29 protein-coding genes are annotated in these 26054 nt (G+C 40.9%); 24 read left to right on the top strand and 5 right to left on the bottom strand.

What is annotated here, in order from left to right; genetic code table 11:
- The first annotated feature begins 4 nt into the window (after nucleotides 1-4).
- The 20 genes from NSQ16_RS15145 (at nucleotide 5) to NSQ16_RS15050 (ending at nucleotide 18302) form a co-directional block, all read left to right on the top strand.
- Entirely contained in the window at nucleotides 5-196 is a 192-nt protein-coding gene (locus tag NSQ16_RS15145) for a DUF1056 family protein (protein ID WP_041337954.1), read from the top strand.
- Complete coding sequence (locus NSQ16_RS15140) at nucleotides 197-1504, top strand: phage portal protein (RefSeq protein ID WP_069837309.1); 1308 nt, start codon at nucleotides 197-199, stop codon at nucleotides 1502-1504.
- Nucleotides 1452-2189 carry a head maturation protease, ClpP-related gene (locus NSQ16_RS15135; protein WP_069837310.1) on the top strand — a complete coding sequence of 246 codons (738 nt, stop codon included), beginning with the start codon at nucleotides 1452-1454 and terminating at the stop codon, nucleotides 2187-2189. The genes NSQ16_RS15140 and NSQ16_RS15135 overlap by 53 nt, the downstream gene beginning before the upstream one ends.
- Nucleotides 2190-2228: 39 nt before the next feature.
- Nucleotides 2229-3515, top strand: a complete 1287-nt coding sequence (locus tag NSQ16_RS15130; RefSeq protein WP_069837311.1) for a phage major capsid protein — start codon at nucleotides 2229-2231, stop codon at nucleotides 3513-3515.
- Nucleotides 3516-3541: 26 nt separating this feature from the next.
- A complete protein-coding gene (locus NSQ16_RS15125) occupies nucleotides 3542-3994 on the top strand; it encodes a collagen-like protein (protein ID WP_069837312.1) in 453 nt (150 codons plus the stop codon).
- A gap of 17 nt (nucleotides 3995-4011) precedes the next feature.
- On the top strand, nucleotides 4012-4314 hold the full coding sequence (locus NSQ16_RS15120; RefSeq protein WP_046160658.1) for a head-tail connector protein: 303 nt from the start codon (nucleotides 4012-4014) through the stop codon (nucleotides 4312-4314).
- Nucleotides 4304-4618, top strand: a complete 315-nt coding sequence (locus tag NSQ16_RS15115; protein WP_046160657.1) for a phage head closure protein — start codon at nucleotides 4304-4306, stop codon at nucleotides 4616-4618. The genes NSQ16_RS15120 and NSQ16_RS15115 overlap by 11 nt, the downstream gene beginning before the upstream one ends.
- The gene (locus tag NSQ16_RS15110) at nucleotides 4618-5016 is read left to right on the top strand and encodes an HK97-gp10 family putative phage morphogenesis protein (protein ID WP_041057201.1); all 399 of its coding nucleotides are present in this window, start codon (nucleotides 4618-4620) and stop codon (nucleotides 5014-5016) included. Before NSQ16_RS15115 ends, NSQ16_RS15110 begins: the two co-directional genes overlap by 1 nt.
- A complete protein-coding gene (locus NSQ16_RS15105) occupies nucleotides 5013-5405 on the top strand; it encodes a DUF3168 domain-containing protein (RefSeq protein ID WP_106611079.1) in 393 nt (130 codons plus the stop codon). Before NSQ16_RS15110 ends, NSQ16_RS15105 begins: the two co-directional genes overlap by 4 nt.
- A 14-nt stretch (nucleotides 5406-5419) precedes the next feature.
- Nucleotides 5420-6031, top strand: a complete 612-nt coding sequence (locus tag NSQ16_RS15100; protein ID WP_106611080.1) for a major tail protein — start codon at nucleotides 5420-5422, stop codon at nucleotides 6029-6031.
- A 66-nt stretch (nucleotides 6032-6097) separates the two neighbouring features.
- Nucleotides 6098-6475: a hypothetical protein gene (locus tag NSQ16_RS15095; RefSeq protein ID WP_072693021.1), complete on the top strand. Its 378-nt coding sequence runs from the start codon at nucleotides 6098-6100 to the stop codon at nucleotides 6473-6475.
- 199 nt (nucleotides 6476-6674) lie between these two features.
- Complete coding sequence (locus tag NSQ16_RS15090; RefSeq protein WP_106611081.1) at nucleotides 6675-11162, top strand: phage tail tape measure protein; 4488 nt, start codon at nucleotides 6675-6677, stop codon at nucleotides 11160-11162.
- Nucleotides 11156-11995, top strand: a complete 840-nt coding sequence (locus tag NSQ16_RS15085) for a phage tail family protein (RefSeq protein ID WP_046160652.1) — start codon at nucleotides 11156-11158, stop codon at nucleotides 11993-11995. The genes NSQ16_RS15090 and NSQ16_RS15085 overlap by 7 nt, the downstream gene beginning before the upstream one ends.
- Before the next feature lie 14 nt (nucleotides 11996-12009).
- Nucleotides 12010-13713 (top strand): phage tail protein, encoded by a 1704-nt coding sequence (locus NSQ16_RS15080; protein WP_106611082.1) that lies wholly within the window; start codon nucleotides 12010-12012, stop codon nucleotides 13711-13713.
- A gap of 51 nt (nucleotides 13714-13764) precedes the next feature.
- The gene (locus tag NSQ16_RS15075; protein ID WP_122060554.1) at nucleotides 13765-15321 is read left to right on the top strand and encodes a hypothetical protein; all 1557 of its coding nucleotides are present in this window, start codon (nucleotides 13765-13767) and stop codon (nucleotides 15319-15321) included.
- Nucleotides 15322-15356: 35 nt separating this feature from the next.
- Complete coding sequence (locus NSQ16_RS15070) at nucleotides 15357-16478, top strand: BppU family phage baseplate upper protein (RefSeq protein WP_186453390.1); 1122 nt, start codon at nucleotides 15357-15359, stop codon at nucleotides 16476-16478.
- Between the two features lie 15 nt (nucleotides 16479-16493).
- A complete protein-coding gene (locus NSQ16_RS15065; protein WP_186453389.1) occupies nucleotides 16494-16793 on the top strand; it encodes a hypothetical protein in 300 nt (99 codons plus the stop codon).
- Complete coding sequence (locus NSQ16_RS15060) at nucleotides 16790-16960, top strand: XkdX family protein (protein ID WP_106611105.1); 171 nt, start codon at nucleotides 16790-16792, stop codon at nucleotides 16958-16960. Before NSQ16_RS15065 ends, NSQ16_RS15060 begins: the two co-directional genes overlap by 4 nt.
- Before the next feature lie 53 nt (nucleotides 16961-17013).
- On the top strand, nucleotides 17014-17436 hold the full coding sequence (locus NSQ16_RS15055; RefSeq protein WP_042975109.1) for a holin family protein: 423 nt from the start codon (nucleotides 17014-17016) through the stop codon (nucleotides 17434-17436).
- A gap of 44 nt (nucleotides 17437-17480) precedes the next feature.
- Nucleotides 17481-18302, top strand: a complete 822-nt coding sequence (locus NSQ16_RS15050) for an N-acetylmuramoyl-L-alanine amidase (protein WP_106611000.1) — start codon at nucleotides 17481-17483, stop codon at nucleotides 18300-18302.
- A 33-nt stretch (nucleotides 18303-18335) separates the two neighbouring features.
- On the opposite strand, the gene NSQ16_RS15045 is transcribed toward NSQ16_RS15050, so the two are convergent.
- A complete protein-coding gene (locus NSQ16_RS15045; protein WP_106611001.1) occupies nucleotides 18336-18752 on the bottom strand; it encodes an immunity 70 family protein in 417 nt (138 codons plus the stop codon).
- An 11-nt stretch (nucleotides 18753-18763) separates the two neighbouring features.
- On the bottom strand, nucleotides 18764-20383 hold the full coding sequence (locus tag NSQ16_RS15040; RefSeq protein WP_106611002.1) for a T7SS effector LXG polymorphic toxin: 1620 nt from the start codon (nucleotides 20381-20383) through the stop codon (nucleotides 18764-18766).
- Between the two features lie 338 nt (nucleotides 20384-20721).
- Between NSQ16_RS15040 and NSQ16_RS15035 the strand changes: the two genes are divergently transcribed.
- The 3 genes from NSQ16_RS15035 to NSQ16_RS15025 all read left to right on the top strand — a co-directional run bounded on the left by NSQ16_RS15035 (nucleotide 20722) and on the right by NSQ16_RS15025 (nucleotide 22284).
- Nucleotides 20722-21837: a Rap family tetratricopeptide repeat protein gene (locus NSQ16_RS15035; RefSeq protein ID WP_106611003.1), complete on the top strand. Its 1116-nt coding sequence runs from the start codon at nucleotides 20722-20724 to the stop codon at nucleotides 21835-21837.
- Nucleotides 21834-21986 carry a PhrK family phosphatase-inhibitory pheromone gene (locus NSQ16_RS15030; protein ID WP_165882336.1) on the top strand — a complete coding sequence of 51 codons (153 nt, stop codon included), beginning with the start codon at nucleotides 21834-21836 and terminating at the stop codon, nucleotides 21984-21986. The genes NSQ16_RS15035 and NSQ16_RS15030 overlap by 4 nt, the downstream gene beginning before the upstream one ends.
- Before the next feature lie 76 nt (nucleotides 21987-22062).
- Complete coding sequence (locus tag NSQ16_RS15025; RefSeq protein ID WP_106611004.1) at nucleotides 22063-22284, top strand: hypothetical protein; 222 nt, start codon at nucleotides 22063-22065, stop codon at nucleotides 22282-22284.
- A gap of 180 nt (nucleotides 22285-22464) precedes the next feature.
- Here the strand turns inward: NSQ16_RS15025 and NSQ16_RS15020 are convergent, their stop codons facing one another.
- Both NSQ16_RS15020 and rpsD read right to left on the bottom strand, forming a co-directional pair.
- Nucleotides 22465-22617, bottom strand: coding sequence for a hypothetical protein (locus NSQ16_RS15020; protein WP_181280876.1), 153 nt, complete (start codon nucleotides 22615-22617; stop codon nucleotides 22465-22467).
- Nucleotides 22618-22826: 209 nt separating this feature from the next.
- Nucleotides 22827-23429, bottom strand: a complete 603-nt coding sequence (gene rpsD, locus NSQ16_RS15015; protein ID WP_003229304.1) for a 30S ribosomal protein S4 — start codon at nucleotides 23427-23429, stop codon at nucleotides 22827-22829.
- A 294-nt stretch (nucleotides 23430-23723) separates the two neighbouring features.
- Between rpsD and NSQ16_RS15010 the strand changes: the two genes are divergently transcribed.
- The gene (locus NSQ16_RS15010; protein WP_032722348.1) at nucleotides 23724-25463 is read left to right on the top strand and encodes a diguanylate cyclase; all 1740 of its coding nucleotides are present in this window, start codon (nucleotides 23724-23726) and stop codon (nucleotides 25461-25463) included.
- 37 nt (nucleotides 25464-25500) lie between these two features.
- On the opposite strand, the gene NSQ16_RS15005 is transcribed toward NSQ16_RS15010, so the two are convergent.
- A complete protein-coding gene (locus NSQ16_RS15005) occupies nucleotides 25501-25992 on the bottom strand; it encodes a GAF domain-containing protein (protein WP_003229311.1) in 492 nt (163 codons plus the stop codon).
- Nucleotides 25993-26054: the final 62 nt, after the last annotated feature.

The raw sequence follows: 26054 nt of genomic DNA, 5'->3' as shown, positions 1-26054 counted from the left end.
CAGTATGAAATTAGTGAAAATGATAAAACCAATTGTAGAAGATCTTTTACTCATTGCTGGCATGGTCTTCATTGCAGTTGCTTTGTATAGGATAAATATTAACGCGGGTTTAATTACGACCGGTGTTTTTTTATTTTCTCTTGCGGGGCTGTCAGGTCTAATTCAGCAAAAAAATAGTGATGAGGGAGGGGAGTAAATGCTATTAAGCCGTCTGAAAAGCGGAATAAAAAATGAAATTGCCGAAGAGGATAGCGGTTCTCTTCTCCATCCAGCTACTTGGTTTAGAAATATCTTTGCTGGTACTGAAAGCTCATCTGGTGAAAGGGTTTCAAGTAAGACGGCAGTTCTACATCCAGATGTTTATGCCTGTGTTATTGTTTTGGCGGACGATATCGCAAAATTGCCGATTAAGCTTTTTCAGAATCAAAACGGCAATATACAACAGGTTCAAAACAATGTAAGTGAAATGATTCTGAACAAAGTCAATAACTATATGACAAGCTTTGTATGGAAGCGGCTTTTGGTTACGCGGCTTTGTACCTGGGGGAACAGCTACAACCTTTTACTTTTTGATAAAGACGGAAATGTGACGGGAATCAGACCCTTAGATCCAGAAGCGACAAATACAAATATCGATCCTAACAACGGACGCGTCTGGTATTCCACAACTCTTGATGGCAGATACCGTGAGTTTTTTTATGAAGAAGTGCTTCATTTCAAAAATCTGTCTCTTGATGGAGTTGTTGGACAAACTCCTATTTCAGTTATTCGTGACAATATTGGATCAAATAGAGCCGCCACAAAATTTAACGCGAAATTTTATAAAAACGGAGGAGCGCCGTTCGGTGTTGTCAAAGCTCCAACTCTTTTGGACCGAAAAAGTAAACAAATACTTAGGGAAGACTGGGAACGGGTGAATGCGGGACAGTCTATTGCAGTTTTAGACGCCGGGCTGGATTATTCACAAGTGACTATGCCCATGAGGGATGCTCAATTTATTGAATCGATGAAATGGAATCGGCAGCAGATTGCATCTATTTACAAAGTGCCGCCGCATAAAATTGGTGAACTTGATCGGGCTACTTTCTCGAATATTGAACAACAATCACTAGATTATGTGAAAACTACATTGCAGCCATTTGTTACAAATATTGAGCAAGAGTTAAATGATAAGATTTTAACAGAAAAACAGCGGAATGATGGATATTACTTTAAATTCAACTTGGAATCAGAGCTCCGCGGAGATAGTAAATCCCGTGCTGAATTTTATAAAACAATGCAAAGTGTCGGCGCCTTTAGCGTGAATACAATTCTTCAAAAAGAAGACATGACGGGTATCGGTGAGATAGGTGATGAGCATTACGGGAACTTAAATCTTGTGCCTCTTTCAATTATGAAAGAATACCAACTCAGCAAGACGAAACAATCCTCAGATCGACTGAAAGGGGGTGATGGCAACGGAACAGAAGAAAAACAAGTATTGGAACATGAAGATTCTGAATGAGTCAGCTGCTGAAATTACGCTTTATGGTTCAATTACCGGTGAAGGATGGTTCAGTGAAAGTTCATCTAAAGCTTTTCAGTCTGAATTAAAGAGTCTAGGTGAAGTGAATTCTATTGATTTGTATATCAATTCCCCCGGTGGGGATGTCTTCGAGGGACAGGCTATTCATTCTATGCTCCAGCGTCATAAAGCAAAAATCAATGTCTATGTGGATGCGTTGGCCGGGAGTATCGCTTCCGTCATTGCGATGGCCGGAGATAAAATTACGATGCCGAGTAACGCCATGATGATGATTCACAATCCATACATGGGAATGGTCGGGAATGCTGCGGAATTCCGTAAAGCAGCCGATGATCTGGACAAGATTACTGAAAGTATTGTTTCCACATATCTTGCAAAAGCAGGTGACAAATTGGACGACGGTACTTTACGCCAGCTACTGGATGATGAATCGTGGCTCACTGCCGACGAAGCATTAAATTATGGATTGATCGATGTGGTTTCAGAATCAAAGGATGTAGCAGCCTGCATTGATCACCGGGTTATGGCACATTTCAAACATGTACCAGGAAAAATTGTTGCTCAATCTGCTGCTGAAGCTACTGAAAGTCCAGCTAAAGATACAGGCCAAGATGAATTATTAAAACAAAAGATCAATATGAAACTGGAACTCTTAAATCTCTAAGGGTTCTTTTTTATGCCCAATTTTAAGGAGGACAAGCAATTGAAACAGAAAAAGTTATTGAACCTTGATATTCAATTTTTTGCTGGAGGTGGAATGTCTAAAAAGGAACGCGAATTACGACAGGCTTTGGCAGAAAAACGCACGGAAATTGAAGCGTTGACCGATGAAGGGAAAATGGAGGATGCTAAAAAGTTACTTGCTGAAGCCCAATTAATTAAAGAGCAAATTCAAACATATGAAGATGTACGAAATATGCAGGTTTCGTATGAACAGGAAGAGCAGCAAGAACAGAAAGGTCCTGAGGCAAAGATACAGCAACCAACAGATGATATCGCAGGTAAAGAAGTGAAAAATCATGTTCAGCTTTTCGCATCTGCTCTCAAAACGGGTAAAGTCCCGCAACCACTTGCAGCTATGAAGGAAGGCGTAGATGAGGATGGTGGACTTATTGTTCCACAAGATATTTCCACAAAAATCAATGAAAAGCGTCGGCAATTTGATACTCTGGCTAATCTTGTTGATGTCATTCCAGTATCTACAAACAAAGGATCAAGGGTACTTGAAAAATTAGCAGATATCACACCTTTAGTAAATCTTGAGGAATTAGCGGATATTGAAGATTTAGAGAACCCTAAATTTGAAAACATTAAATACAACATTAAAGACTATGCAGGGATTTTGGTTCTCTCAAATGATTTGCTTGCGGATACTCAAGAGGCGCTTTTGCAGTATCTCTCCAATTGGCTCGCTAAAAAATCGGCTGTAACTCGCAATACATTGATTCTTGAACAATTGGGTTCACTTGCGAAAACGACAATATCGAAACAGGACGACATTAAAGACATTCTCAATGTCAAGCTTGATCCGGCAATTAATGCTACAACCAAAGCTGTAACGAATCAATCTGGTTTTAATGTGTTGGATAAACTGAAAGATGCTTTCGGTCGTTACTTGTTGCAACCGAATCCTACAGATCCAACTAAAAAATTACTGTTCGGTAAGCCGGTATCCGTTATTTCTGATAAGTATTTGCCAAACGGTGGTACAAAAACTAATCCCAAATATCCGTTAATTATCGGAGACCTGAAAGAAGCTGTTAAACTCTTTGACCGTCAACAATATTCTATTTTAGCCACCAGCGTTGGGGGAAAAGCATTCTACCGTAATTCTACAGATTTGAGAATTATAGAACGCGAGGATGTGGTTCTTTGGGATACAGATGCAGTTGTTTACGCAGAATTTTCATCTATTAAAGATGCGGTTCCTGACAACGGGACACAGATTAACGATAGCACAGAAGATCAATCAGTAGATGTAGGGAAATAAAAACAATAGTGAAAGGATGATTTAACATGGCAGATTTTTTAAATGAAAGTAACGGAGCAAAAACATCAGCAAGAGACAACGGATCAGGGGAACCGATTACGGATGTCTCTATCGCGGACAACAGCGAACAAAATCCTCTCTATGTAAAAGGCCTTCAAGGCGAACCCGGGCCTCAAGGCCCTAAAGGGGATACCGGTCCGCAGGGACCGAAGGGAGACAAAGGAGATACTGGTCCTCAAGGTCCAAAAGGAGATGCTGGCCCACAAGGTGAGCCAGGTCCCCAAGGTCCAAAGGGTGATCCAGCTGTTATCGGCGAAAAATCTATTGTACATGAAATGCTGGGAGAAAAATCAGTCCGCAGCATTAACATTGGAACGGGCAGCGTTATGATGGATCACTTAAATAGTGAAGTGAAAAACGTATTAGATGGGCTTCAAAAACAAATTGATGAGCTGAAACCTTCAACTTCTGCTGAATGAAAGACAGGTGATGCCGAGTGACAGAAGAAGAGAAAGTTGAATTAGAAAAGGCAAAAAAGTTCCTCCGGGTTGATGGTGATCTGGAGGATGATTTGATTTTAGACTTTATTGCATCAGCAAAGGAATACATTGCTTCGGCTACCGGTCTTACATTCCCGAATAAATCAGCTAGGGCGGCAATGTGTGTGAATGCATTCGTTGCTCACTGGTATGAAAATAGAGAAATTGCCGGTACAACTTCTAATCTGGATGGCGTGCTGACTACCATGGTCAATCAGCTCAAATATACATTACCGGAGGCTGCTCCTAATGTTGAATGATATGAGATACCGGATTCAATTTCAGAAAAAGAAGCTTGCTGGTCGTCTCCCTGTGGATGGAAAGGACAGCTGGGAAACGGTTATTGAATGCTGGGCTAAAGCTGAGGGTTTAAAAGGCCGAGAATATTATGCTGCGGCTGCGATCCAGAAGGAAAAGACAGTGGAATTTACAATTCGACATCGCGAAGACATAGACGAGCATATGCGAATCATCTTTCGTGAAAAAGCTTATGAAATCGAGTCGATCTTGCCTAACTATTCGCGCCGGCACTTCATTACAATAAAAGCAAATGTGGTGAGCTGATGAATTTTGAGTTGGAATTGAAAGGTTTTAAAGAACTCGAATCTACCTTCGCAGACTTAGCTCGCAAGGACGAAAAAATCCATAAAGCAACTGTAAAAGCCGGCGGAGCTGTATTGGCAGAAGTAATCAATGATAATGCTCCGCGGTCAGCTATTGGGGGGAGGCACCCTCACATAGACGAGGACATTATTGTTGGAAACAGGATAAAGCGAGATGAAGACGGAGAGATATACGCGGTTGTCGGCCCAACAAAGGACACTAAATTCCGTGTTCACTTGCCGGAGTTTGGGACCATTCATCAGGCAGCAAATCCTTTTATTCGAAACAGTATGATTCAGGCGAATGATAAGATGCTTGATGCTATGGAAAAGGTCATAAAGTCGGGGTATAAGCTATGAGTCTTTTAAACCTCATCGAAAGATCAATGCAATTAAAGGACAAGGTATTTGAAGCGCTGGAAACTAATCCGGCGCTTTTATCGTTGGTAGAGCCTGCAAATATTTATGAGCTGGCTGTGCCAGAAGGAGTAGAAAGTAATCCGCCTTATATTGTGGTTCAGGAGATAGACTACAGAACAACTAAATGGGCTGATGGGAAGCCGATACAAGACAGTGCTGTTTATCAGATTGATGTGTATCACAATGGTTCATGTGATCCTATTTTTGTCCCTATTGTGGACGTAATGGGCAGGATGGACTTTCAGACAACGTTCCCCATCAATGAATTTTTACAAAAAGAACGTCTTATCCGAAAAGGATATCGGTTCGAAGCGAACATTTTACTATAATTGGAGGTTTTAAGATGCCTGAATACAGTTCAGTGACAGGTTTGAAGAATGTGAAATTTGCGCCTTTAAAAAAGGTGGGTAAATTTTTTGTTACCACGGAAATTCTTGACTATGAATTTGCAATCAATATGAAAGTTGAAACAGAAACATCCACAGAAAAACAATATGCGGATGACAAACTTGTCGATCTTGCAGTTTCAACTGGTTCAACTAAATTAGACATTGAAATGCGGGATCTGCCAATGGAGATTCTCTCTAAATTACTTGGAATTGAACAAGATGAAAACGGATTGTACTTGTTTAAGAAAAATATCATTCCTCCTTGGGTTGCGATGACGTTTCAAGGACCTAAAGCAAACGGCAAGTCTCGTCATGTGGGCTTGGTAAAAGGGAGATTCTCTTTGCCGGGGGATGAATGGAAAACAAAACAAGATAAAACGGATTTCCAAACGATCAAACTTTCAGCCGAATTCGTAGATAGAGAGCAGGACGATGTGTTCAAAATCGTTGCGGATGAAGATGGAGAAAAATTCGATATAGATCACTTTTATAAGGCAGTTTTTGGGGACGCCTATCAAAATAAACAAGATCCAGAAGAAAATGTAAGTGCTGATCTTGGGAAATAAAAGGGGGAAGCTGAAAAGCTTCTCTTTATTTAGTTAAAATCTATTTAACCAAAAGGAGGAGTCATTATGGCTCAGAAACATATTTCTATCAAATTGTGGTTTGAAGACGAAAAAAAGTTTAAAACTTTTATTGCACCGCGAACAAATACAAAGACACTTCTTGAAGCGCTGAGATTAAATGCTGAAGCGGAAAAAACATCAGATAATCTTGAAAAGAGCATCAAAACATTAGAGAAACAAATCCAGTTTATTGTGAAAATATTCCGTGACCAGTTCACTTATGACGAGTTCACCGAAGGGCTACAATCATTTGAAGTGACAAAAGAAGTCAGCCGAATTCTTTCAGAGGTAGCTGGATACAAAGAAATTGAGGAAGTGGATCAAGATTTTTTGCAGGAGAAGACGGAGAAGAATACACCTACGAACGAGGAATCCAGCAAATAAATGAAATTTATTCAACACTGCTTGAACAAGGGTGGAAAATGACTGAAATAGATAACATGGACATTTACCATTACTTAGAGGTTTTGGCTGAAAAGAATAAGCCGAAAATTAAGACGGTAACAATTGATCAAATCTTTTAGACAGGTGCTCACCTGTCTTTTTTTGTTGAGTTTATGCCAGGAAAGCGGGGTGTTTACATATGGCTCAACCAATAGGAAATATGGTTGTTAAAGTAGGTCTTGATGATACAGGATTTAATCGAGGTATTGAAGGCCTAAAAAGGCAAATGCGCCTGGCAAACTCAGAAATGAAGGCGGCCGGCAGTATTTATAAAAATACCGGTAACCAAACGAAACTCCTTCAGTCGCAAATGGAAGGGCTAAATAATAAATATAAGATTCAAGGCCGTTTAGTTCAAGAACACCGTCAGAGATATGATGAATTGGCCCGTCAAAAAGGAAAGGACAACCGCGAGACACAAATCCAAGCTCGGCGCTTAAATGATGCAATAGCTGTTCATCAGAATTTAGGAAGAGAACTGCAGCAAGTCAGCAAAGAATATGATACCTTGTCAGGAAACACTAGCCGAGCTGCAAGTGTTTTCTCTGTCTTTAAAAAGGATTCACAAGAAGTATCAAAAGAATTAAAGGCTGTCTATAATTCAGCCACTGAAACAGGGAAGGCGCTGACAGCTATCGGGGCGGTTGGAGCCCTTGGCATAGGGGCAACTGTTAAGGCTGCAGCCAGCTTTGAAAAGGAAATGAGCCGGGTTGCAGCGTTAGCAAATGCAACAGATGACCAAATGGCCGCGCTTACTGAAACTGCCCGCCATCTTGGGGCCGTAACACAATACACAGATGGTCAAGTAGCCGAAGGAATGCAGTATTTAGCCATGGCCGGCTATAAGACCAATCAAATCATCGGCGCAATGCCTGGGTTATTGGCAACTGCTGCAGCTGGACAAACCGATTTAGGTGTTACAGCTGATATTGTTTCAGACATACTAACTGAGTTCCATATCAAAGCGGAAGACACAAACCGAGTTGCTGACGTGATGGCTTATACGTTTACCAACTCGAACGCTCGGCTTGAAGAAATTGGGCAAACGATGAAATATGCGGCTCCGGCAGCAAAAACCGCGGGTGTGAGCATGGAAGAATTGGCCGCGGCAACCGGGATCATGGCGAACAGCGGGATTAAAGCTGATATGGCCGGAACAGCTTTGAGATCAACATTAACTCGTTTAGCTGCGCCTCCAAAGCCAGCAGCATCGGCAATCGAAGAGCTGGGGCTTAAAGTAACGGATTCAACTGGGAAAATGCGTCCGCTAGCGGACATCATAGGGCAAATCAACGAGAAAACCAAAGACTATACGGAGACAGAACAAATCAGGATTGCCAAACAGCTTGCCGGACAGCATGCTCTATCAGGATTTATTACCTTAATGCACGCTGGAAAGGATAAACTCCAAGACTTCACAAAAGAGTTGGAAAACAGCGGCGGCACAGCTGAGAAAATCGCTGATAAGCAAATGGATAACTTAGCCGGTTCATTTGAATACCTAAAGTCGGCCACAAATAATGCTGTAATTACACTCGGAAATCAATTTATCCCGGTGATACGTGCTACAACAGACGTTATTACAAGTGCTGTCACATGGTTTGATTCCTTGCCTTCTTCAGTGGCGAGCACAATTGCCATTACAGGTGCAGCGGTCACTGTATTCTCGCTCTTGGGCGGTGCGTTCCTGCTCACATTAGGTTCTATTCCTAAAATGGCTGCAGGGTGGAATATGCTTCGCACAGCTGGTGCGTATTTAACTGGAAATGTGAACCGTGCTTCTACGAGTTTAACCGTTTATTCTGCTGAGGCGATTGCGGCCGGCACAGCTTCAAGAACAGCGGCAGCGGGGATGACTGTCACTTCAACAGCAGCGGCAGCAGCATCCACAAGGATGGATCGATTCCATCAAACCTCTGCACTTGCCACAACCAGGGTAGGCCGGCTTGAACAAACGACAACCAGAAGCGCAAGAGCGATGAGTGGTCTTAGCGGCGCTTCACGTGTGGCTGGTCTTGGCCTGAGCTTGTTTGGCGGACCAGTTGGAACGATCGCCGGATTAATCCTTTCTTTTGCTCCTGAACTGCTCAAGTTCGGTTCAGGGATCATCAAAGCTGGAGTGAATGCAGTAAAAGGCGCTGGCGGTTTTATGCAGCTTGCGAAAAGTGGGTTTGGTCTATTTAACATTCTAAAAAAAGGTGCCGGGATTGTTGGTCTTTTGCGCGGTGGACTTAGTTTACTTGGGGGACCGATCGGAATAGCTGTTACTGGTGTCACCCTTCTAGCTGATGCGGGATTTAAGTATTATGATAACTTGAAAAAAAGGGTGCTGCCGGCGACTATCGACTTTGGCGATAAGGTGTCTGAATCTACTTCAAAAGCGATTAATGCTTATGAAGATATGAACACCAAAGTCGGTGCCAAGCTGAATTATTACTATTTAACCAACAAAAAGATTACGAAAAAAATCGCTGATAACATGTCCAGTGAGTATGAAAAGATGGGCCAAACCATCCTTGATGGCTATCAAAAGAGCACTGATAAATCTTTGAAAGTGTTAAGTGATTTTTATGCTTCTAATAAAGAAATGTCAGAGAAAGAGAAGACAGAAACATTACAGAATATCAAAGACAACAATAAGGACAAGCATAAAGAAATATCCGGGTATACCAAGCGCATCAAAAAGATTTGGGAAAATGCTGCTAAAGATCACCGAGATATTACAGATGGCGAACGTAAGGAAATAGAACAGATTATAAAGAAAATGAATAGCCATGTTGAATCTGCTCTTACTAAAAGTAAAGAGGAGCAGACAATTATCGCTGGAAAACTAAAAGACAACAAAACTCAACTTTCTGCAAAAGAAGCAGCGGCCACAGTTAAAAACAGCAAAAAAGCAAAAGACAATGTGGTCAAGAATGCTGAAAAGCAATATAAAGAAGTGGTGAAAAACGCTGATCTAGAGTATTACGTCAAGGGTTCTATCACTAAAAAACAGCATGATGATACAGTTAGCTCTGCGAAGAGCCAAAAAGATCAGGTTGTGAAACAGGCTGAAAAAACTCATAAAGGCGTGGTCAGTGAAGCGAAACTGCAGGCTGCTGGGCATTTAGAAGAAGTAGATTGGGAGACAGGGGAAGTGCTCGGGAAATGGGATACTTTTCTCGTTGATCTAGCAGGAGTTGTTAATAAAATTACCGGTGGGATCAACACTGTTCTTGAGTTTATGCACATTCCTACTATTCCTGAATGGAAGCCTAAAGGATACAGCGGAAACTCCGAAATGCAAGTAGCGCCAGGCAGGGCATATGCAAAAGGGACAGACTTTCATCCAGGCGGAAGGGCGTTAGTCGGTGAAGAAGGTTTTGAACTTGCTCATACACCAGGCATCGGAACGTATGTGGTTGGAATGGGCGGCCCGCAGGTTTGGGATTTACCGCGTGGTACATCGGTTCTCCCACATAGTCAGTCAAAAGAAGTTATGGCAACCGGTCTTCCTGGTTATGCAGGCGGTGTCGGCAGCTTCTTCAAAGACGCCCTTAATGGCTCCAAGAAGCTTGTGAAAGGAGCCATTTCAGCAGGGAAAGGCGTTGTCAATAAAGCGAAAGATGTTGCCTCGGGTGCTATGGAAATGATCCTGAACGGTCCTGAAAAAATGATTAAGAACTTGTTTAAAGGCTTTATCCCTTTTAAGTCAGGCAAAGGTGTGGACTCACTAGGAACTGGTATCCTCCAAACATTAAAAAATGGAGCTGGTCAGTTTTTAAAAAGCATTCTTCCGGATGCCGGGCTTTTCACAGCAGATGCATATAAGGGAGCGACAGGTTCTGCCCAGGTTCAAAAATGGGTAGCGGAAGCTGTTGGCATTGCTGGTGTACCATTTTCATGGGTTCCTGGACTGATCACCATTGCAATGAAAGAGTCTGGCGGAAATCCCAATGCAATAAACCTTACTGACTCAAATGCAAGAGCCGGTCATCCTTCTCGTGGGCTGATGCAGACTATCCCGAGTACATTTTCATCTAATGCGTTTCCTGGACACAATAACATTCTTAATCCGGTTGATAATATACTGGCTGCAATCAATTACATTAAAGGTCGCTACGGGGATATATCCAATCACCCTGGATTGAAGTCAATGGCTCGCGGCGGCCCGTATGTGGGATATGCAAAAGGAGGGACTTCACCAGGGCGCGGCGGCTCTAAATGGGCAATTCTAAACGAACGAGGCTTTGATGAAACCACGATTACAACAGACCCGACGTATCGGGAACGCAACATCGGTTTATGGGCGCGTGTAGGACGCGAGCTTGGCGTTCTTCCGTCACTTCAACAAGGGATGATTTCAAAGGCCCTTGTACTGCTTCAAAAAGCTTCAATGGCTAAAACTGAGGCAGAGCCGCAAACCAATGTGAATGTGGACATGAGCCGTGTGGTGGAGAATCAAGAGAAGCAAATCAGCATGATGAGCCAGCAAATAGATGTTCTACAGCAAAACATTCAACTTTTGCAACAGCTTGTTTTGAAAGACAATCACACATATATAGACGGGACAAGACTGGATCAAACCAGCGCAGACCGATATAACAAAAAACGTTATAGAAACGGGGGTAAGCCTGCATGGTAAAACTGTTTATTGACTTTAATAATGGACTAGGGGAGCAGAGCCTTGACAGCTTACTCCCTCAATTTGAAGTATTAAGCTTTTTACCAGAAGCTCCAAATATTAATCGGGAAACAATAACGATCCCTCGGCGGCACGGGCTTATTTTGCCGCAGCATCCACGTGATGTGACTTACGGTGAAAGAAAAATAGATGTTGAGATTTATTTAAATGCGCTCAAGCATGAGAATTTTTATATGTATCGGCATCAGCTATATGCACTATTGGTTAAGCCGTTTCCTTATTACATTTCTTCTGATCTCTGGCCGAATCGCCGTTTTCTCGTTACATGTGATGGGAATTTCAGCATCCAAAAAGAAAAGGAGAAAACCTATAACGATTTCTCTGTTGAGTTCACTAATATTACAGGGATGGCGGAATCAACTTTTACAACAAAAGATAAGCAGTATTTCACTAGAGCAAAGCGGACTTTTGGTATGAACATCCCGCCTAATGACCAGTTGAACTATTCTTTTAAGAATCAGAAACGTTTCTCTGTATTTAATCCTGGTGACGTACAGATAAATCCGCTGGATCATGATTACAATGTCCTGTTAAATGCTGCAGGTAAAAATGTAACGTTGATCAATCATACAAATGACGAAAAGCTTACGATTGAACAGGAACTAAAGAAAAGTCAGCAGGTTTCTTTTCTCAAACAATATACAATCATTAATAACACGCCAATTAAAACATCTGGCCGGCTGCCGAGTCTTGAAATAGGATGGAATGAGTTTGAAGTTCAGAACACAAGTGACTTCACCATCCAATTCGATACTCGACTTTATTATTTGTAAGAGGTGGTGGTTTTTTGGCTAAAGAAGATTTTATTAAACAAATAGCCGCCGACGCTCAAAGAGTTTATAAAAACCATCAAATTCTTGCTTCGTTAATCATTGCCCAGGGATGTCTGGAGAGTGCATGGGGAACAAGTGAACTTGCGACAAAAGCGCACAACCTTTTCGGCATGAAAGGCGAATACAAGGGACAATATGTCACAATGATGACATGGGAAGTCATTAACGGTGAAAATGTTCAGGTTCCGGCAAAGTTTCGAAAATATCCCTCTTGGAAAGAGTCTATTGACGACTTAGCTAACCTGTATCTCAATGGTGTAAGCTGGGATAAAAATCATTACAGGGCCGTTGTCGGAGAGACGGATTATCAAAAAGCCACAGCTGCCCTCGTAAAAGCCGGATATGCAACCGATCCAAATTACGCAACAAAACTCAACAGTCTTATTTTCACGTATAAATTAACCCAATATGATACCACTGAGGGGCTGCCCGACAATCCGGATGAACCTAGTAATCCTGATCCGATCGTAGACCTGCCGAGTAAAGAGTATGACGGAAAAGATATTACGCTAAATCAGAGCCTCCCTAAAGATGTATATTTTCCTAAGCTACATGTGGCGAGTCAGGACGATTCACAAGCTATTGAAGTCATCGGAGCTGACCCGGACTTATTAGACGATACGACAGGGAAAAAGGACATTGAATTTACGATCACAAGGACAGCAGATAATGGCACAGAATACGACTTGCTTGTGAATGACAATATTCTTTATCTTGATGAGAAAAAATTCAATCATCAAAAGTATTTCATCACAGATATAGATATTAACCAGGAAGGAACACTTTCGAAAAAAGTAACAGCAAGCCACGTCTACGTTGTAACACTAAACAATCACTATGTGGAAGATACGATCAGTGGGACGTTTACCGTCAGGAAGATGCTTGATTTTGTTTTTAAAGGCACAAAATTAAGGTACATCTTTATGGACAAAGAAAGTGAGTTCTCTAGCGTTGAACAAGAGAATTTTGGTGACAGATTCGGAAATGATTTAATGGATGATATTGTGGAGGATTATGGATTAGAGTTAGACGTTGATAATTATAAAGTCTATGTCTATAAGAAAATGGGTAAACGAATAAATCACACACTTGATACCCGTTACAACATGCCAGGTATCACAATCAAAACCTCTACTCAAGGGTGCTCCACAAGAGCGAGGGGTTATGGCGCTATTAAAGAAAACAGCAGCACGGACAGCAAAAAAACAGAGTATGTTTTTGAGCCAGTTTTGTACAAGCATCCTGACGAAGATAAATTTCTCATTGATGGCATGCCGAGATGGGCAGAACCATTGAGGGATGAAAAATATAAAAAAGCATCCAGTATGTTGGCGGCTTTGAAAAAGTACGTCAATCCATATCCACAGACGGAAATAGAAGTAGATTATGAATACATCTACGAGCCGAAGCTTTTAAAGATCCAAGAGGATTTCTGGAAAGGTGACACGTTGCATATATTGGCTGACACGTCTTACGGTGTCACGTACGAAGATGATGTCCGTCTTTTGGCTATTCAATATAAACCATTAAATCCTTACGCAAAACCGACACTGACATTTGCCAATTTCCGAAAAGATATTCAAGACATTCGGATGGAGCAAGAGAAGAGATTGAAAGATCAAAAGCGATATATGCAAAAACTTAGAATGATGATATGAGCATCCTTACCAGGGTGCTTTTGGTTTTGTTCTTGAAAGGAGAGTGATCTCATGGTGATCAGATTAATAAAAGATTATGATTCTACAAAAGACTCACTGTATCTTGCACAGCAGCGGGATGACTTGGAAAGCATTGAAAATGAATTAAATGGACTGTCCAATTCCATTTCAAAACATAAATCAGCTGTGACTGCTCATACATCTTCACAGATCGCTCATGGGGGCGGACTAACTGTTTATGAAGAAATCGAAATTGCAAAAGCGCGTATACGAAACCTAATTTTAAACGCAGACGGAACCAACATAAAAGAGGTTGTGGATGCGCGCGTAGACGATGATGGTTTTGTGTATCCTGTATTGAAAGAAAGATTAGATGCAGATAAGGGAGAAATTAAGAATCAACTAGCAGAAATGTACAGGACGGTTGAATTAATAACCAATTCACAGGATGCTTTAAGCTATTTGAATAATGTTGAAGCGATGACTACATTTAAGGCGCGGGAAGAAGCTTTATTTTGGCCGCAATCTGCAAATATAAACGAGCTGACAAATGAAATCTATGTTGCTTCACAAGAAAATGAAGGAACAGAACTGAGAATTGAAATTCGCGATCTTGATACAGGTAGTTTCAAAGAAAGAAAATCAATCCCTATAGAATCTGGCGCATACACTGAGGGGCTGTCATTTTTTTATAATGACCAAGATAATTTATGCTTTATCGTTAAAGCTTCAAAAAGGGCTGGATATAATATTTTTAATTATGATACAGGAGAACTCTCGGATTTAATTATAGCTAATGTAAGTAGTAAATATGCGGCTAACAAATACTATTTTGCTTCGATAACCGTAAATCAAGCCAGTATTCATGCTTATGTGTACACTTGGGAATCGATAAAGATGGGGAATCCCGTTCTATACACCGATTTTACTGTAGACTATATACCTAACTTGGAGAAGGTACAAGGTATAACCCTAAACGATGGATTCCTATTCATGTCACACGGTAAAAGTAATGGGAGGCCGGCTATATCTGTGTACAACCTAGGTGGGGAACTTTTAAATTACTATATTTACACAAAAGACTCACTCGCAAGTGCGATCAATAAAAAGTTCTCCGACTTCATTCCGAATATTTACAACTATAACTTTGAAAATGAATCGTGCTGTGTGTACAAAGGAGATTTAGTTGCAGTTCAGGTCGTGAATAACGCTGACGTTGTTCTTGTAAGGCATAATCGAATGCTGGGGTATTCCTTGGATGTAAATGTAAACCAATCTCGCAAAGATACGGGATGGATGGACATAGAATTATTAAATGGTGCGACTGCCTACGTTCCAGAACGCAAACCAAGAATACGAAGAATAGGGAATAAAATACGACTAGAAGCTGAACTAAAAGGCGTAACAACTATGGACACAGAGTATATAAGCTATTATCCTGATTGGTCGCCCGATAGAGTGCTGCCCTTTACGATTCCAACATCAGGAGGGTACAATGCCGTTTGTCAAATCCAACCTAATGGAAAAGTGAAAATATTATCCACAAGGCACCCTACTCCTGATGTGAATTCTTGGTACCCAATTGTTTTTGAGTGGTATTTGAATTAATGTACGCGGCGACTATTTAAAGGGAGGTAACGATATTGGCTATTTATAAAAACGGCTCTTACGCGTTCGATATAAACGCAATAACAGAAGGGAATTACCAAGCATCTTTTATATTTTCAACGCAAGATATTAATACGGCAAAGTTGATATTTTATTTACGCAAGGACGGCATCCCATTGCCACTATCAGCCGTGACCGGAAAAGTAATCCTCGTTCCGTCCAGCGGTAAGCAGAGAATACGAGATGTCACGATAGTTGATCCGTTGAAAGGTATCGCAGAGTATGTTTTAGATGAGGATGAAATCAAAATGTACGGCAAATTCAACTGTCAACTCATTCTGAAATATACGAACGGACAATCACTCTCAGCACACAAATTCGGGTTTGAAGTATCGCAAAGTCTTGCAGACCAGAACATCGCACCTCTCGCGGAATATTACGTCGATGACTTCGAATCATTAAAGGCGTTAATCATAGCGATGTATGACGAAGAAACAGCGATGCTCGACGAATTAAAAGCGAAGTTCTCTGATCTCGACCGAATTGAAACGAAAGAGGGAGCGCAAGAAAAGGCAGATGCAGCGGAAGCTAATGCGAAGGCTTATACGTCCGAACACGCAGCTAAGACGGATAATCCTCACAAGGTAACAAAAGCGCAGATTGGCTTATCGAATGTAGATGACGTGCAGCAGGCGAGTAAGAAAGAATTTGATACGCATGACGACGATACTACGCGGCATATTACGGCTGATGAGCGCACAGCTTGGAACGCTAAAGAAACAACGAAGGGCGCGCAAGAAAAAGCTGATAAGGCGCTTGCTGACGCCAAAACTTACGTATCTAACTTTTCGTGGGTTGTTGCGACTTTGCAGAACGGCTGGTCTCACTACAACGGCGGCGAAGATGTAGTTTTTGGAATTGATGCGTCGAAAACAGTATGGGTACGAGGGGAAGCAAAAGGAGGCGTTGTTGGAACGACTGTTTTTACACTCCCTGAAAACATGCGGCCGCCACGATCTATGGGTTGTATACAAATAGCGTCAGGGTCGGCACAGAGTGCTCGGATTGCATACAAATCTACTGGTGAAGTCATCGTAGAAAGCGTATCCAGTAACACGAACTATATTAAATTTGATTTCGCGTTTAAAGCGCTGTAGAGGAGGCGTTATCGAATGAAACAAATATACAAATACGACAACAAAATGAATTATGTGCCGTCAGAAAATATGATTATCAATAACGGCGAGGATATTCCGGAAGGGTACACAGATATCCCTCCTGTTAATCCCGACGGCGCCGGCATGTATAAACCGGTGTTCGATAAAGGCAAATCGGAATGGCGCGAAACAGCTACACAAGAATACATCGACAGCTTACAGCCTCCGCCTCCCGAACCATCAGAGCTAGACAAGCTTAAAAAGCAAGTATCTGACCTCACATTCAAGCTGTTAACAGGTGGTGTGATTAAATGAGTGATTGGTACGAAACAATAAAAGATTATTATGATGACAAACTCTGGACTCCTGAAATGGTCAGGGATATGATACCGATATTGATTTTAACGCCAGAAGAATATCAAGAAATAACAGGTTTTATTTATCCAGCCACGGAGCCGGTTGTCATAGATTTAGGAAGTTAACCAACACCCAGAGAGGTGTTTTTATTTTGCCTCTAAGGAGGTGATAACAAGAAATGGAGGAGACAACGGTGTTTATTAATTTTGAAACATTGGATTTAGCGAGAGTTTATCTGTTTGGGGGTGTAAAATATCTTGATTTAATGCTGGTGCTAAACATCATTGATATCCTTACCGGTGTGGTGAAAGCGTGGAAGTTTAAGGAGCTCCGCAGCCGTAGCGCATGGTTCGGTTATGTGCGTAAGATGCTCAGTTTTTTGGTGGTCATTGTGGCAAATATCGTAGATACAATCCTCAATTTGAACGGTGTCCTGACATTTGGAACCGTTCTTTTTTATATCGCCAATGAGGGGCTTTCCATTACGGAGAACCTTGCACAGATTGGTGTTAAGATTCCGGCTGCCATTACTGATCGACTTCACGTAATCGAAAATGACAACGAACAAACAAAAGAAAAGGATGAACAGGCTGCTGGATAAACCGGCGGCTTTTTCTATATTAAAAATGAATGGAGAGAATGAATATGACAATCACAGTGAAAAAGAATATTGTATCAGAAGCGAAATACGCTTTGAAATGCCCGAACTACATGGACGCTGAATACATTACCATCCACAATACGGCAAACGATGCGTCAGCTGCCAATGAGATCAGTTACATGATTGGAAACACCAGTTCAACAAGTTTCCACTTTGCCGTTGATGACAAAGAGGTTATTCAGGGGTTGCCGTTAAATCGTAACGCATGGCATACAGGAGACGGCACAAATGGCACCGGGAACCGTAAGTCGATTGGTGTCGAAATTTGTTATAGCAAGTCAGGAGGCGCTAAATACTACGCTGCTGAAAAATTGGCAATCAAGTTTGTGGCGCAGCTCCTTAAAGAGCGCGGTTGGGGTATTGATCGTGTTCGCAAACACCAAGACTGGAACGGCAAGTATTGCCCGCACCGTATTTTGTCAGAGGGAAGATGGGATGAGGTTAAGGCTGCCATTGAAAAAGAATTGAAGGCGTTGGGCGGCGGGAAAACAAGCTCAAGCAAAACAAGTCCAGCCAAAAAGAAAACAACAAGATCAAGTAGCAAGAAAACGTCATATGCGCTGCCTTCTGGCATCTATAAAGTGACAAGCCCGATGCGTAAAGGAGACGATGTAAGACAGATTCAGAAAGCGTTGTCTGCTCTTTATTTCTATCCGAACAAAGGGGCGAAGAATAACGGCATTGACGGCGTGTATGGTCCAAAAACAGCAAACGCAGTGAAACGGTTCCAGCTGATGCACGGGCTTTCAGCAGATGGTATCTACGGACCGAAAACAAAAGCAAAATTGGCAGCTCTGTTAAATTAACAAAAGAAGCCCTCTATTAAAAGGGCTTCTCTTTTATACATTTCGAATAGTCATATCACATTTATCTTCCTCTGAAGCATCCATAGCCTTATATAGCACCTCAAAGAAAGTTTGTCCGTCGTTTGTCGCAAAATAGTTTGATAGATTAGTTACTTTTTGACTTATGTTATTACCCCAAGGAGGATTTTTTGATAAGTCTTCAATATCCCAAATAACCTTTTCAGGAGGAAGTTTTGAAAGCTCTGTTTCAATTTCTTTTAAATTCTCTCTAGCAGTTGGAACGTCACTCCACTCTAATTTATCATGGTATAAGTTATTCATTAATAAAGGGTATTTTGTTCCCCATCCATCTTTTTCTAGATGATATGAGATTGTAGAAAAAAATGAATGAACAAAGTCACCGTGTCCCGCCTCATAGAAAAAGCAGTCAACCATAAAACCTACTGCCATATTAGACACCTCTAATCCATTTTAAATATTACTTCTGCTTTATTATCGGTTCTTTCATCTATTTTTCTTTTGACATCTCTTAAAATATCTCTCGAAACTGTCTGACCACGTACGTCTATTATAACAGTTTGTTTTGTTCCTTCTGGTAAGTCTTTTATCCTTTTGTTAAATTGATTGGATACAATTCTAACAAGATTACTTCTTCCTGATGATGTGGTCAACTTATAATTTTTTACCTCAATGCTGTGCCCTGTATTATAAAAATCAGGGCGGGAGCTGTCCTTAGTTCCGTGTTTTACCTCGATTCTCTCCTTAAAGGACACTTGGTCTTTGTATCCGGGATAATCCTTTCCAACGTCAACTTCTGACTGGCGCCAAGATGGTCTTTTAGAGCCAGTTGGTTTTTTGGCATTTAGTTTAGTATTAACTCCACGTAAGCCGAATCCACCAAGCACCGATAACGCATGATTAAGACTGTTTTGACGTTGCTCATCAGAAATCTTATTTCCAAACATGTCGCGGCCTGTTATAGCTTCGCTAAAACCGTTCGCAGAAGCAAGCCCATATAGACCTTTACTCGAATTTTGAAGAGCATGGAATGTCTTTGGCGTTTTGTAGACATCAAGTGCTTTGTCTGCTGTGTAGAGTGCTTTACTGGTTGAATAAACAGCTTTTCCGCCTTTTGCTAATTTTCCAGCCCATCCAACAATCGGGACATAACCTGCCGCAGCCATCGCTCCAGCTGCTACACGTTGGCCCTCTGTCAACTTTTCGCCGGTAACAGGATCAACTCCATCAGCGGCTCTTTTATAATCATAATATCCAGAGACTTCTCCTGTAAAATTACAAACAACATCCCACGTCTTTTCGTACCATGGCCTGTTCGCTAGCTCTTCCTGTTCTTTTGCTACTCTTCTTTGTTCGGCCTGCTGATCTTTAAAGGCGATATACTCAGTCGATTGTTTTTTTACATCCTCAGTCATTTTGTGAATTTCACTGTCTCTATAAGCCTTTGCGTTATAGTGGATAGGAGAGGCACTCTTGCCTCTTGCTGTTGCATTTATGAGTGCTTGGTAATCAGCCTGAATCATTTGTTCATTTGCTTCTGACAAGGCGTATTCTGACGTTAGGTTCTCATCGACTTCACTTATTTTCTCGACTGTATTTTTTCGTTTTTTCTCAGCAGAGGATAACTCATCTTTAAAATCTTCCGTTGAAAAAACATCTAAGGGAAGGACATCGTGTATTTCATTTAAGATGTCTTTGATGGCCTTTTTCTGTTCTGACATGATGGATTTTGATTTAGAATTAGCATTGACCAACTCATGCTCTAGGAAGGATTCTTCTATGTAGGCATCTGATAAGCTGGCGTCTTCCAAGATACCAGGAATACTTGTTAAAAAAGATATTTTCATCTCAATTAGATCAATCCACTGGTCAGCAATGCCGGCCTGATCTTCATAAAATGATTTGATGTTATTTGCCCCTTTACCTGAAAACTCACTATCATCTAAATCAGCAACAGCTTTGAATGCTTTCTTTAACTTGATCATTTTACTTTTTAAATCTTTGTATTCTTTTGCACGGTTTTCAGCTTCGGAAAGCAGTGTTTTGGCTTCAAATACCTTCATGATCATATCCTTTCATATGGAATTTAACACAGGGATTTTACCATAGTTTAGGAGAGAGAAGCTGATAATAAATATGTCGTTACAAGAATGATTCGAATTACATAGGTACTATTAACTTGGTTGAATTCTGGCCGCATAGTATTAAGTTCGACAGACTCATTTTTTAATGAGTTCTTCATTCTTAAAAAATAGTAAAAATTACCCTTAAGAAAATTTGCGCCATAACGAAAAATAAATTGCGCTATGTCGAAAATTATTTCTATATATGACATAAAATGTTAAACGTGTGTTAATATTTGTTTGAGTATTTAGAATTTTGACAGAAAGAGGGGTTTATTATGAGTAAACTTGCTTCTGAGTATGTTGCTAATATCTTAAATGAGTGGTATATCGCTATAAAACAGCAAAATGTTGAGGCTGCCGAGAAATACTTTAAAGAGGTAAAAGTTCTGTTTGATGAAATGGTGGAAGATCAAGAGGTATTGATGTATTACTCTTTGCTTGAAGAGAGACATAAAATGATGATGTACCAAGTTAAAGGATCAGACTTTCCCAAACATTCATATTTCAATAAAAGACACGCAAAAGAAATACAAAAAACAGATCACATGATAGAGTATTACTTCTTTTTATTCGAAGCGTTATACGAATCATATAATCGAAACTTTGAGAATGCTATAAGTCTATTCAAAATAGCTGAAAAGAAGTTATCGAATATACCTGATGAAATAGAAGCTGCTGAATTTTATTCCAAAGTGGCGTCTATGTATATGATGCTACGGCAAAGTATTGTTTCATTAAATTATATAAACAACGCACTCAATATTTATAAAGGGAATGAAAATTACAAAAGAAAGTTTGCAACTGCACTGATGGTTGTTGGAACTAACTATACTGATCTAGGACAATTTGATAAAGCTGAAGAAGCCTATTTCCAAGCGATTAGAATTTCAAAAGAGCTTGATGATAAATTTTTCGAAGCGCAAATCCATCACAATTTAAGCATTACGTACTCAGCAGCAAACAGATCCCAAGACTGTCTCAACGCACTGAGAAAAGCCATAAGAAATAAAGAGTGGCGACAATCAGTTTATTACATTAACTCTCTTTACATGGCTACCAAAGAGTTATTCCTCATGGGCCAAAAGGATAAGGCTGTATATTATTACAAAAAAGGACAGGAAAATTTAAACCAAAAAGAGAATAAAGTGTATGAGGCTAAAATAAACATCATTTATAAACTTCTTCAAGATAATCAAAACGAAACCATTGAGCATTGTTTGAGTTATATTCATTTCCTTCAAGAAAAGAATGACTTAGACAGTGTTCTTGATCTATCCTTGATTATCTCTCGGTACTGCGAGGAGAAAGAATGTTATAAGGATGCTCTTGAATTTTCTAAACGAGCTATTTTAGCCGAAAAGAAAATGAGGCAGTTGGAGGGAATAGGATGAAAAGATTAATACTTCGTGTGTCTGTTACAGCTATTATCTTAAGTGGATTAGCTGTTGGCACTAGTTTGATTACTCAATCTGACTTTCATTTTAGTGAAAAACCAGTTGGAACAGAAATACAAATTGCAGAAAGACCTGTTGGCACTTAATACAAGAACCCTGAAAAGGGTTTTTTTATTGCGCGAGAACGTTTGTTCTGATATGGTGCATGTAGAGGTGAGATATATGAAAAAGTTATCAAAAGAGCTGGAAGAGGGATTAGAAAGAGTACCAAAATTGATTGAAGAGGTTTTGCAAATTTATGAACAGCATCAAGGAGAACCGGAGAACAAACCGGGCGTTAGTTGTCCTTCGTGTCTTAATAAATCATCTGATTATGTGTGTAATTGGTATGGAAATAAACATGTTCATTTCATTTGTAAGTGCGGTTGTCGAGTCGACCAATAATAAAAAGGCCCTTCTCATATGAGAGAGCCTTTTTATTTATCCACCTACTCTTACTTCACGACCTAAGCCCGTTCCTACAGGTGGGTCGATTTGATGGGTTCCTACTGGTAGCTCGCGTGCGATCATCATTTATCAACTCCTCTCTATAGATACATTACTTCATATTTTTCCAAATCCCTTTTATTTGAACAAGTTTTTTAATAATTTATTTGTCGCTTTGCCGGCTGCACGGCGGGCCACTCTTTTTCCAAGTGTTCCGTTTTTGGCTGCCTGAACATCACCAAGGATACGCGCTATCTTATACAGTAAACCCCTTGTTTTGTTTATGTTCATATGTAGCTCCTTTTTCAGAGTGTATCTTTCAAAGAGAGGGAGCGTCTGTCCATCATTTTTAATCCCCCCAAAACCTCCCCCAATCTCCCCCAAATAAATAAGGGGAAATACAGTATTCTGCATAGCAGAATCCAAAAGAAAAACCCTAGAAATGTTGATATAACAACGTTTCTAGGGTTTAATCCAATGCTCTTTAAAGAGCATTTTAATTAACGAGAGTAGAACTCAACGATAAGCGCTTCGTTAATTTCCGGAGCAAGTTCAGAACGCTCAGGAAGACGAGTGAAAGTACCTTCAAGCTTTTCAGCGTCGAAAGTAAGGTATTCAGGAACGAAGTTGTTCACTTCAACAGATTCTTTGATGATAGAAAGGTTTCTTGATTTTTCGCGAACACCGATTGTTTGACCAGGTTTCACTAGGTAAGACGGGATGTCAACGCGGCTTCCGTCTACAAGAATGTGACCGTGGTTAACCAATTGGCGAGCTTGACGGCGAGTACGTGCTAAACCTAGCTTGTACACAACGTTATCAAGACGAGAATCTAAAAGAATCATGAAGTTTTCACCGTGTTTACCAGCTAGTTTGCCAGCTTTGTCAAACAAAGTGCGGAATTGACGTTCGTTTACACCGTACATGTGACGAAGCTTTTGCTTTTCTTGCAATTGCAAACCGTATTCTGATAATTTTTTACGTTGTCCTGGGCCGTGTGGACCTGGAGCGTAAGGGCGTTTTTCTAATTCTTTTCCTGTACCGCTAAGAGAGATTCCTAGACGGCGGGACAGTTTCCAAGATGGACCTGTATAGCGAGCCATAATGTGACTCCTCCTTTGGTTTTATTTTTGTGGAAAATAAAAACCGTCTGCTCTATTCGACCATGCACATTTTGTTTTCATGTATCCTCGCTCCAGCAGCAGAGAGTTACACGATACACCTTATCGATAAGGAACAAAATGAAAACATAGAAGCTGAACAAAAAGGCTGCAATATTTCACACAAAGGTCATTATATAATTTATTTGTTTTGAAGTCAACCATTCCTCCATTATTGCTTCACCGTTTATGATATAATAAACAAAAATTAGTGGTAAACTTTTAGGTGATAAAAACATGGTAGAACAAACTAAAGATCAATTATCCGCCTTTCATTATCATATGCTCGATTTTTTATTAACCAAATCTGAAAAAGTCACATTCACCGACTCTTTCATATGGCTGACTTCGGCTATTCAAACCTATTTTTCAACCCTTTGTGTTTCGCTTACACCGTCATCATCAGACTTTGTGACAAAACTGGCAGATGGTGAAGCGCGTTTTTCCGCTTCGAAAATAAACGCTTCATGTTACCTGATTGAGGACGGCTCCGGCAGGCGTTTCCATCTTGCATGCAGGCAGGATGAAGAGATTCCTGAAGGGCTTCCGGACGTGGTTGCTTCATTTTTAAACCAGTCGATGAAACAGGAAAGACTCTATAACAAAACGATCTACCAAAAAAAGATATACAAAATGACAGAGCTGTTCCATTCACTGCTTGATCAGACAGATGTGCTGAAGCAGCTTTTAGAAAGCTTGACAAGCACATTTTCTCTTTTTGAGTTTTCTTTATTTATATCGCACGATCAAGACCAATGTTTAGGGATTCCTGCAAAAGAGCTGTATATGGAAGGGGAAAAATCCGATTCCTTTGCGCTCAAAGTGTATTTGTCCGGAGACATTTTGCGGAAAAATGAATCTGTCGCCTATATTCCGATCAAAGGACAGCAGGGCACATACGGGGTGTTGAAGGCTGAAGGAACGGGTGACAGCTTTCTTACTGATGCCTGCCTTGATGAAATGTCGCTGTTAGCAAACGCCGCGGGAAAAGCGTTTGAAAATGCCCAGCTCTACGAACAATCCAAAGCAAGCATCGCAAATTTGGAATTGATTAATGAAACATCACGACGCCTGAATCAGCGGCTGACATTGACTGATACAATGAATGATCTGGCTGTGAGAATGGCAGAATCGTTTCAGGCAGAAGAAGTGGGATTTTTTCATATAGACCATTTTGAAAACCTAACATTGCTCCCAGGCAGCACAGCATTTTTTAAAGAAGCGAAGCCGTCAGATTTTTATAATGAGCTGAAAGAAAAGCTGTATGAAGGTGAAAAAGGGGTTTTCATCGGGAATGGCCAGTCTGTTTTTGGGAAGGCGGGGTACGGCTCGCTGATGGCTGCTCCGATGATTCAAAACGACCGGCTTTTAGGCTTTGCGGTTTTATTGAAACAGGAGCTGTACGCTTTTACATTTGAAATGTACAAGCTGTTTCAGGCGCTGATTCATCACGCGACACTGGCTGTAACCAATTCAATGCTTCGCGACCGCCTTGAGCATCTCGTGAAAACAGATCAGCTGACTGAACTGTATTCACGAGCGTATTTAGATGAAAAAATTCAATACAGCATGAAAATCCATCAAAAGGGTGTTTTTATTCTTGTTGATATTGATAATTTTAAAAATGTAAATGATACGTACGGCCATCAGACTGGGGACGAGATTTTAATTCAAGTCGCTTCAGTGATTAAAAGCAACATCCGAAAGCATGATGTCGGTGCCCGCTGGGGAGGAGAGGAGCTGGCGATTTATTTGCCAAATGTGCCGGTTGCAGTGGGGAAACGGATTACCGAGCGACTGGTTTACGCGGTCAGAAAAAATACGAAACCCGAGGTAACCATTTCCTGCGGTATCTCCTGCTGGACGACAGAAACAAAAAAGTCGCTGAAAGAGCTTGTGCATGAGGCAGATGAAGCGCTCTACAGCGCGAAACGGAGCGGGAAAAACCGCTTGATGATTCATGACTCAATAAAATAAAAAAAGCCCAAAACGATATCAGTTTTGGGCTTTTATATTACTGCGCTAACGCTTTTTCTAGCGTTTCGGCAAATTGAGTTAAGTATTTTTCATCAATTTCGTCGAAACGGTTTTTCACTGGGCTGTCGATGTCCAAGACGCCGACAATTTTTCCGTCTACACGAATCGGAAGCACAATTTCTGATTGAGACGCTGCATCGCAGGCGATATGTCCCGGAAACGCGTTTACATCCTCAATACGTTCCACTTTTCCGTTTGCGTACGCTGTGCCGCAAACCCCTCTGCCGAAAGGAATCCGAACACATGCCGGCAGGCCTTGGAACGGACCTAACACAAGCTGTCCATCCTCTTCTTTGGCAAAATAGAAACCCGCCCAGTTGACTTCAGGCAGCGAATGATACAGCAGTGCTGAGGCATTTGCATAGTTAGCTATTTGGTCTGTTTCGTCTTCGGTCATGGCTTCGAGCTGTTTTAGCAGAAGCTGATAGTCTTTTTCTTTATCTCCAGATTGTTTTTCGACATGGAACATGGAAAACCCTCACTTTTTCTATAATATAAAACAAAGTTCCGGCTTTTCTGCCGGCATTTGTC

This window comes from Bacillus sp. PS108, from assembly GCF_037963335.1.
Taxonomy (GTDB): Bacteria; Bacillota; Bacilli; order Bacillales; family Bacillaceae; genus Bacillus; species Bacillus subtilis.
Note: the sequence above shows the minus strand (reverse complement) of the source record. Positions and strands in the feature narration are given on the sequence as shown.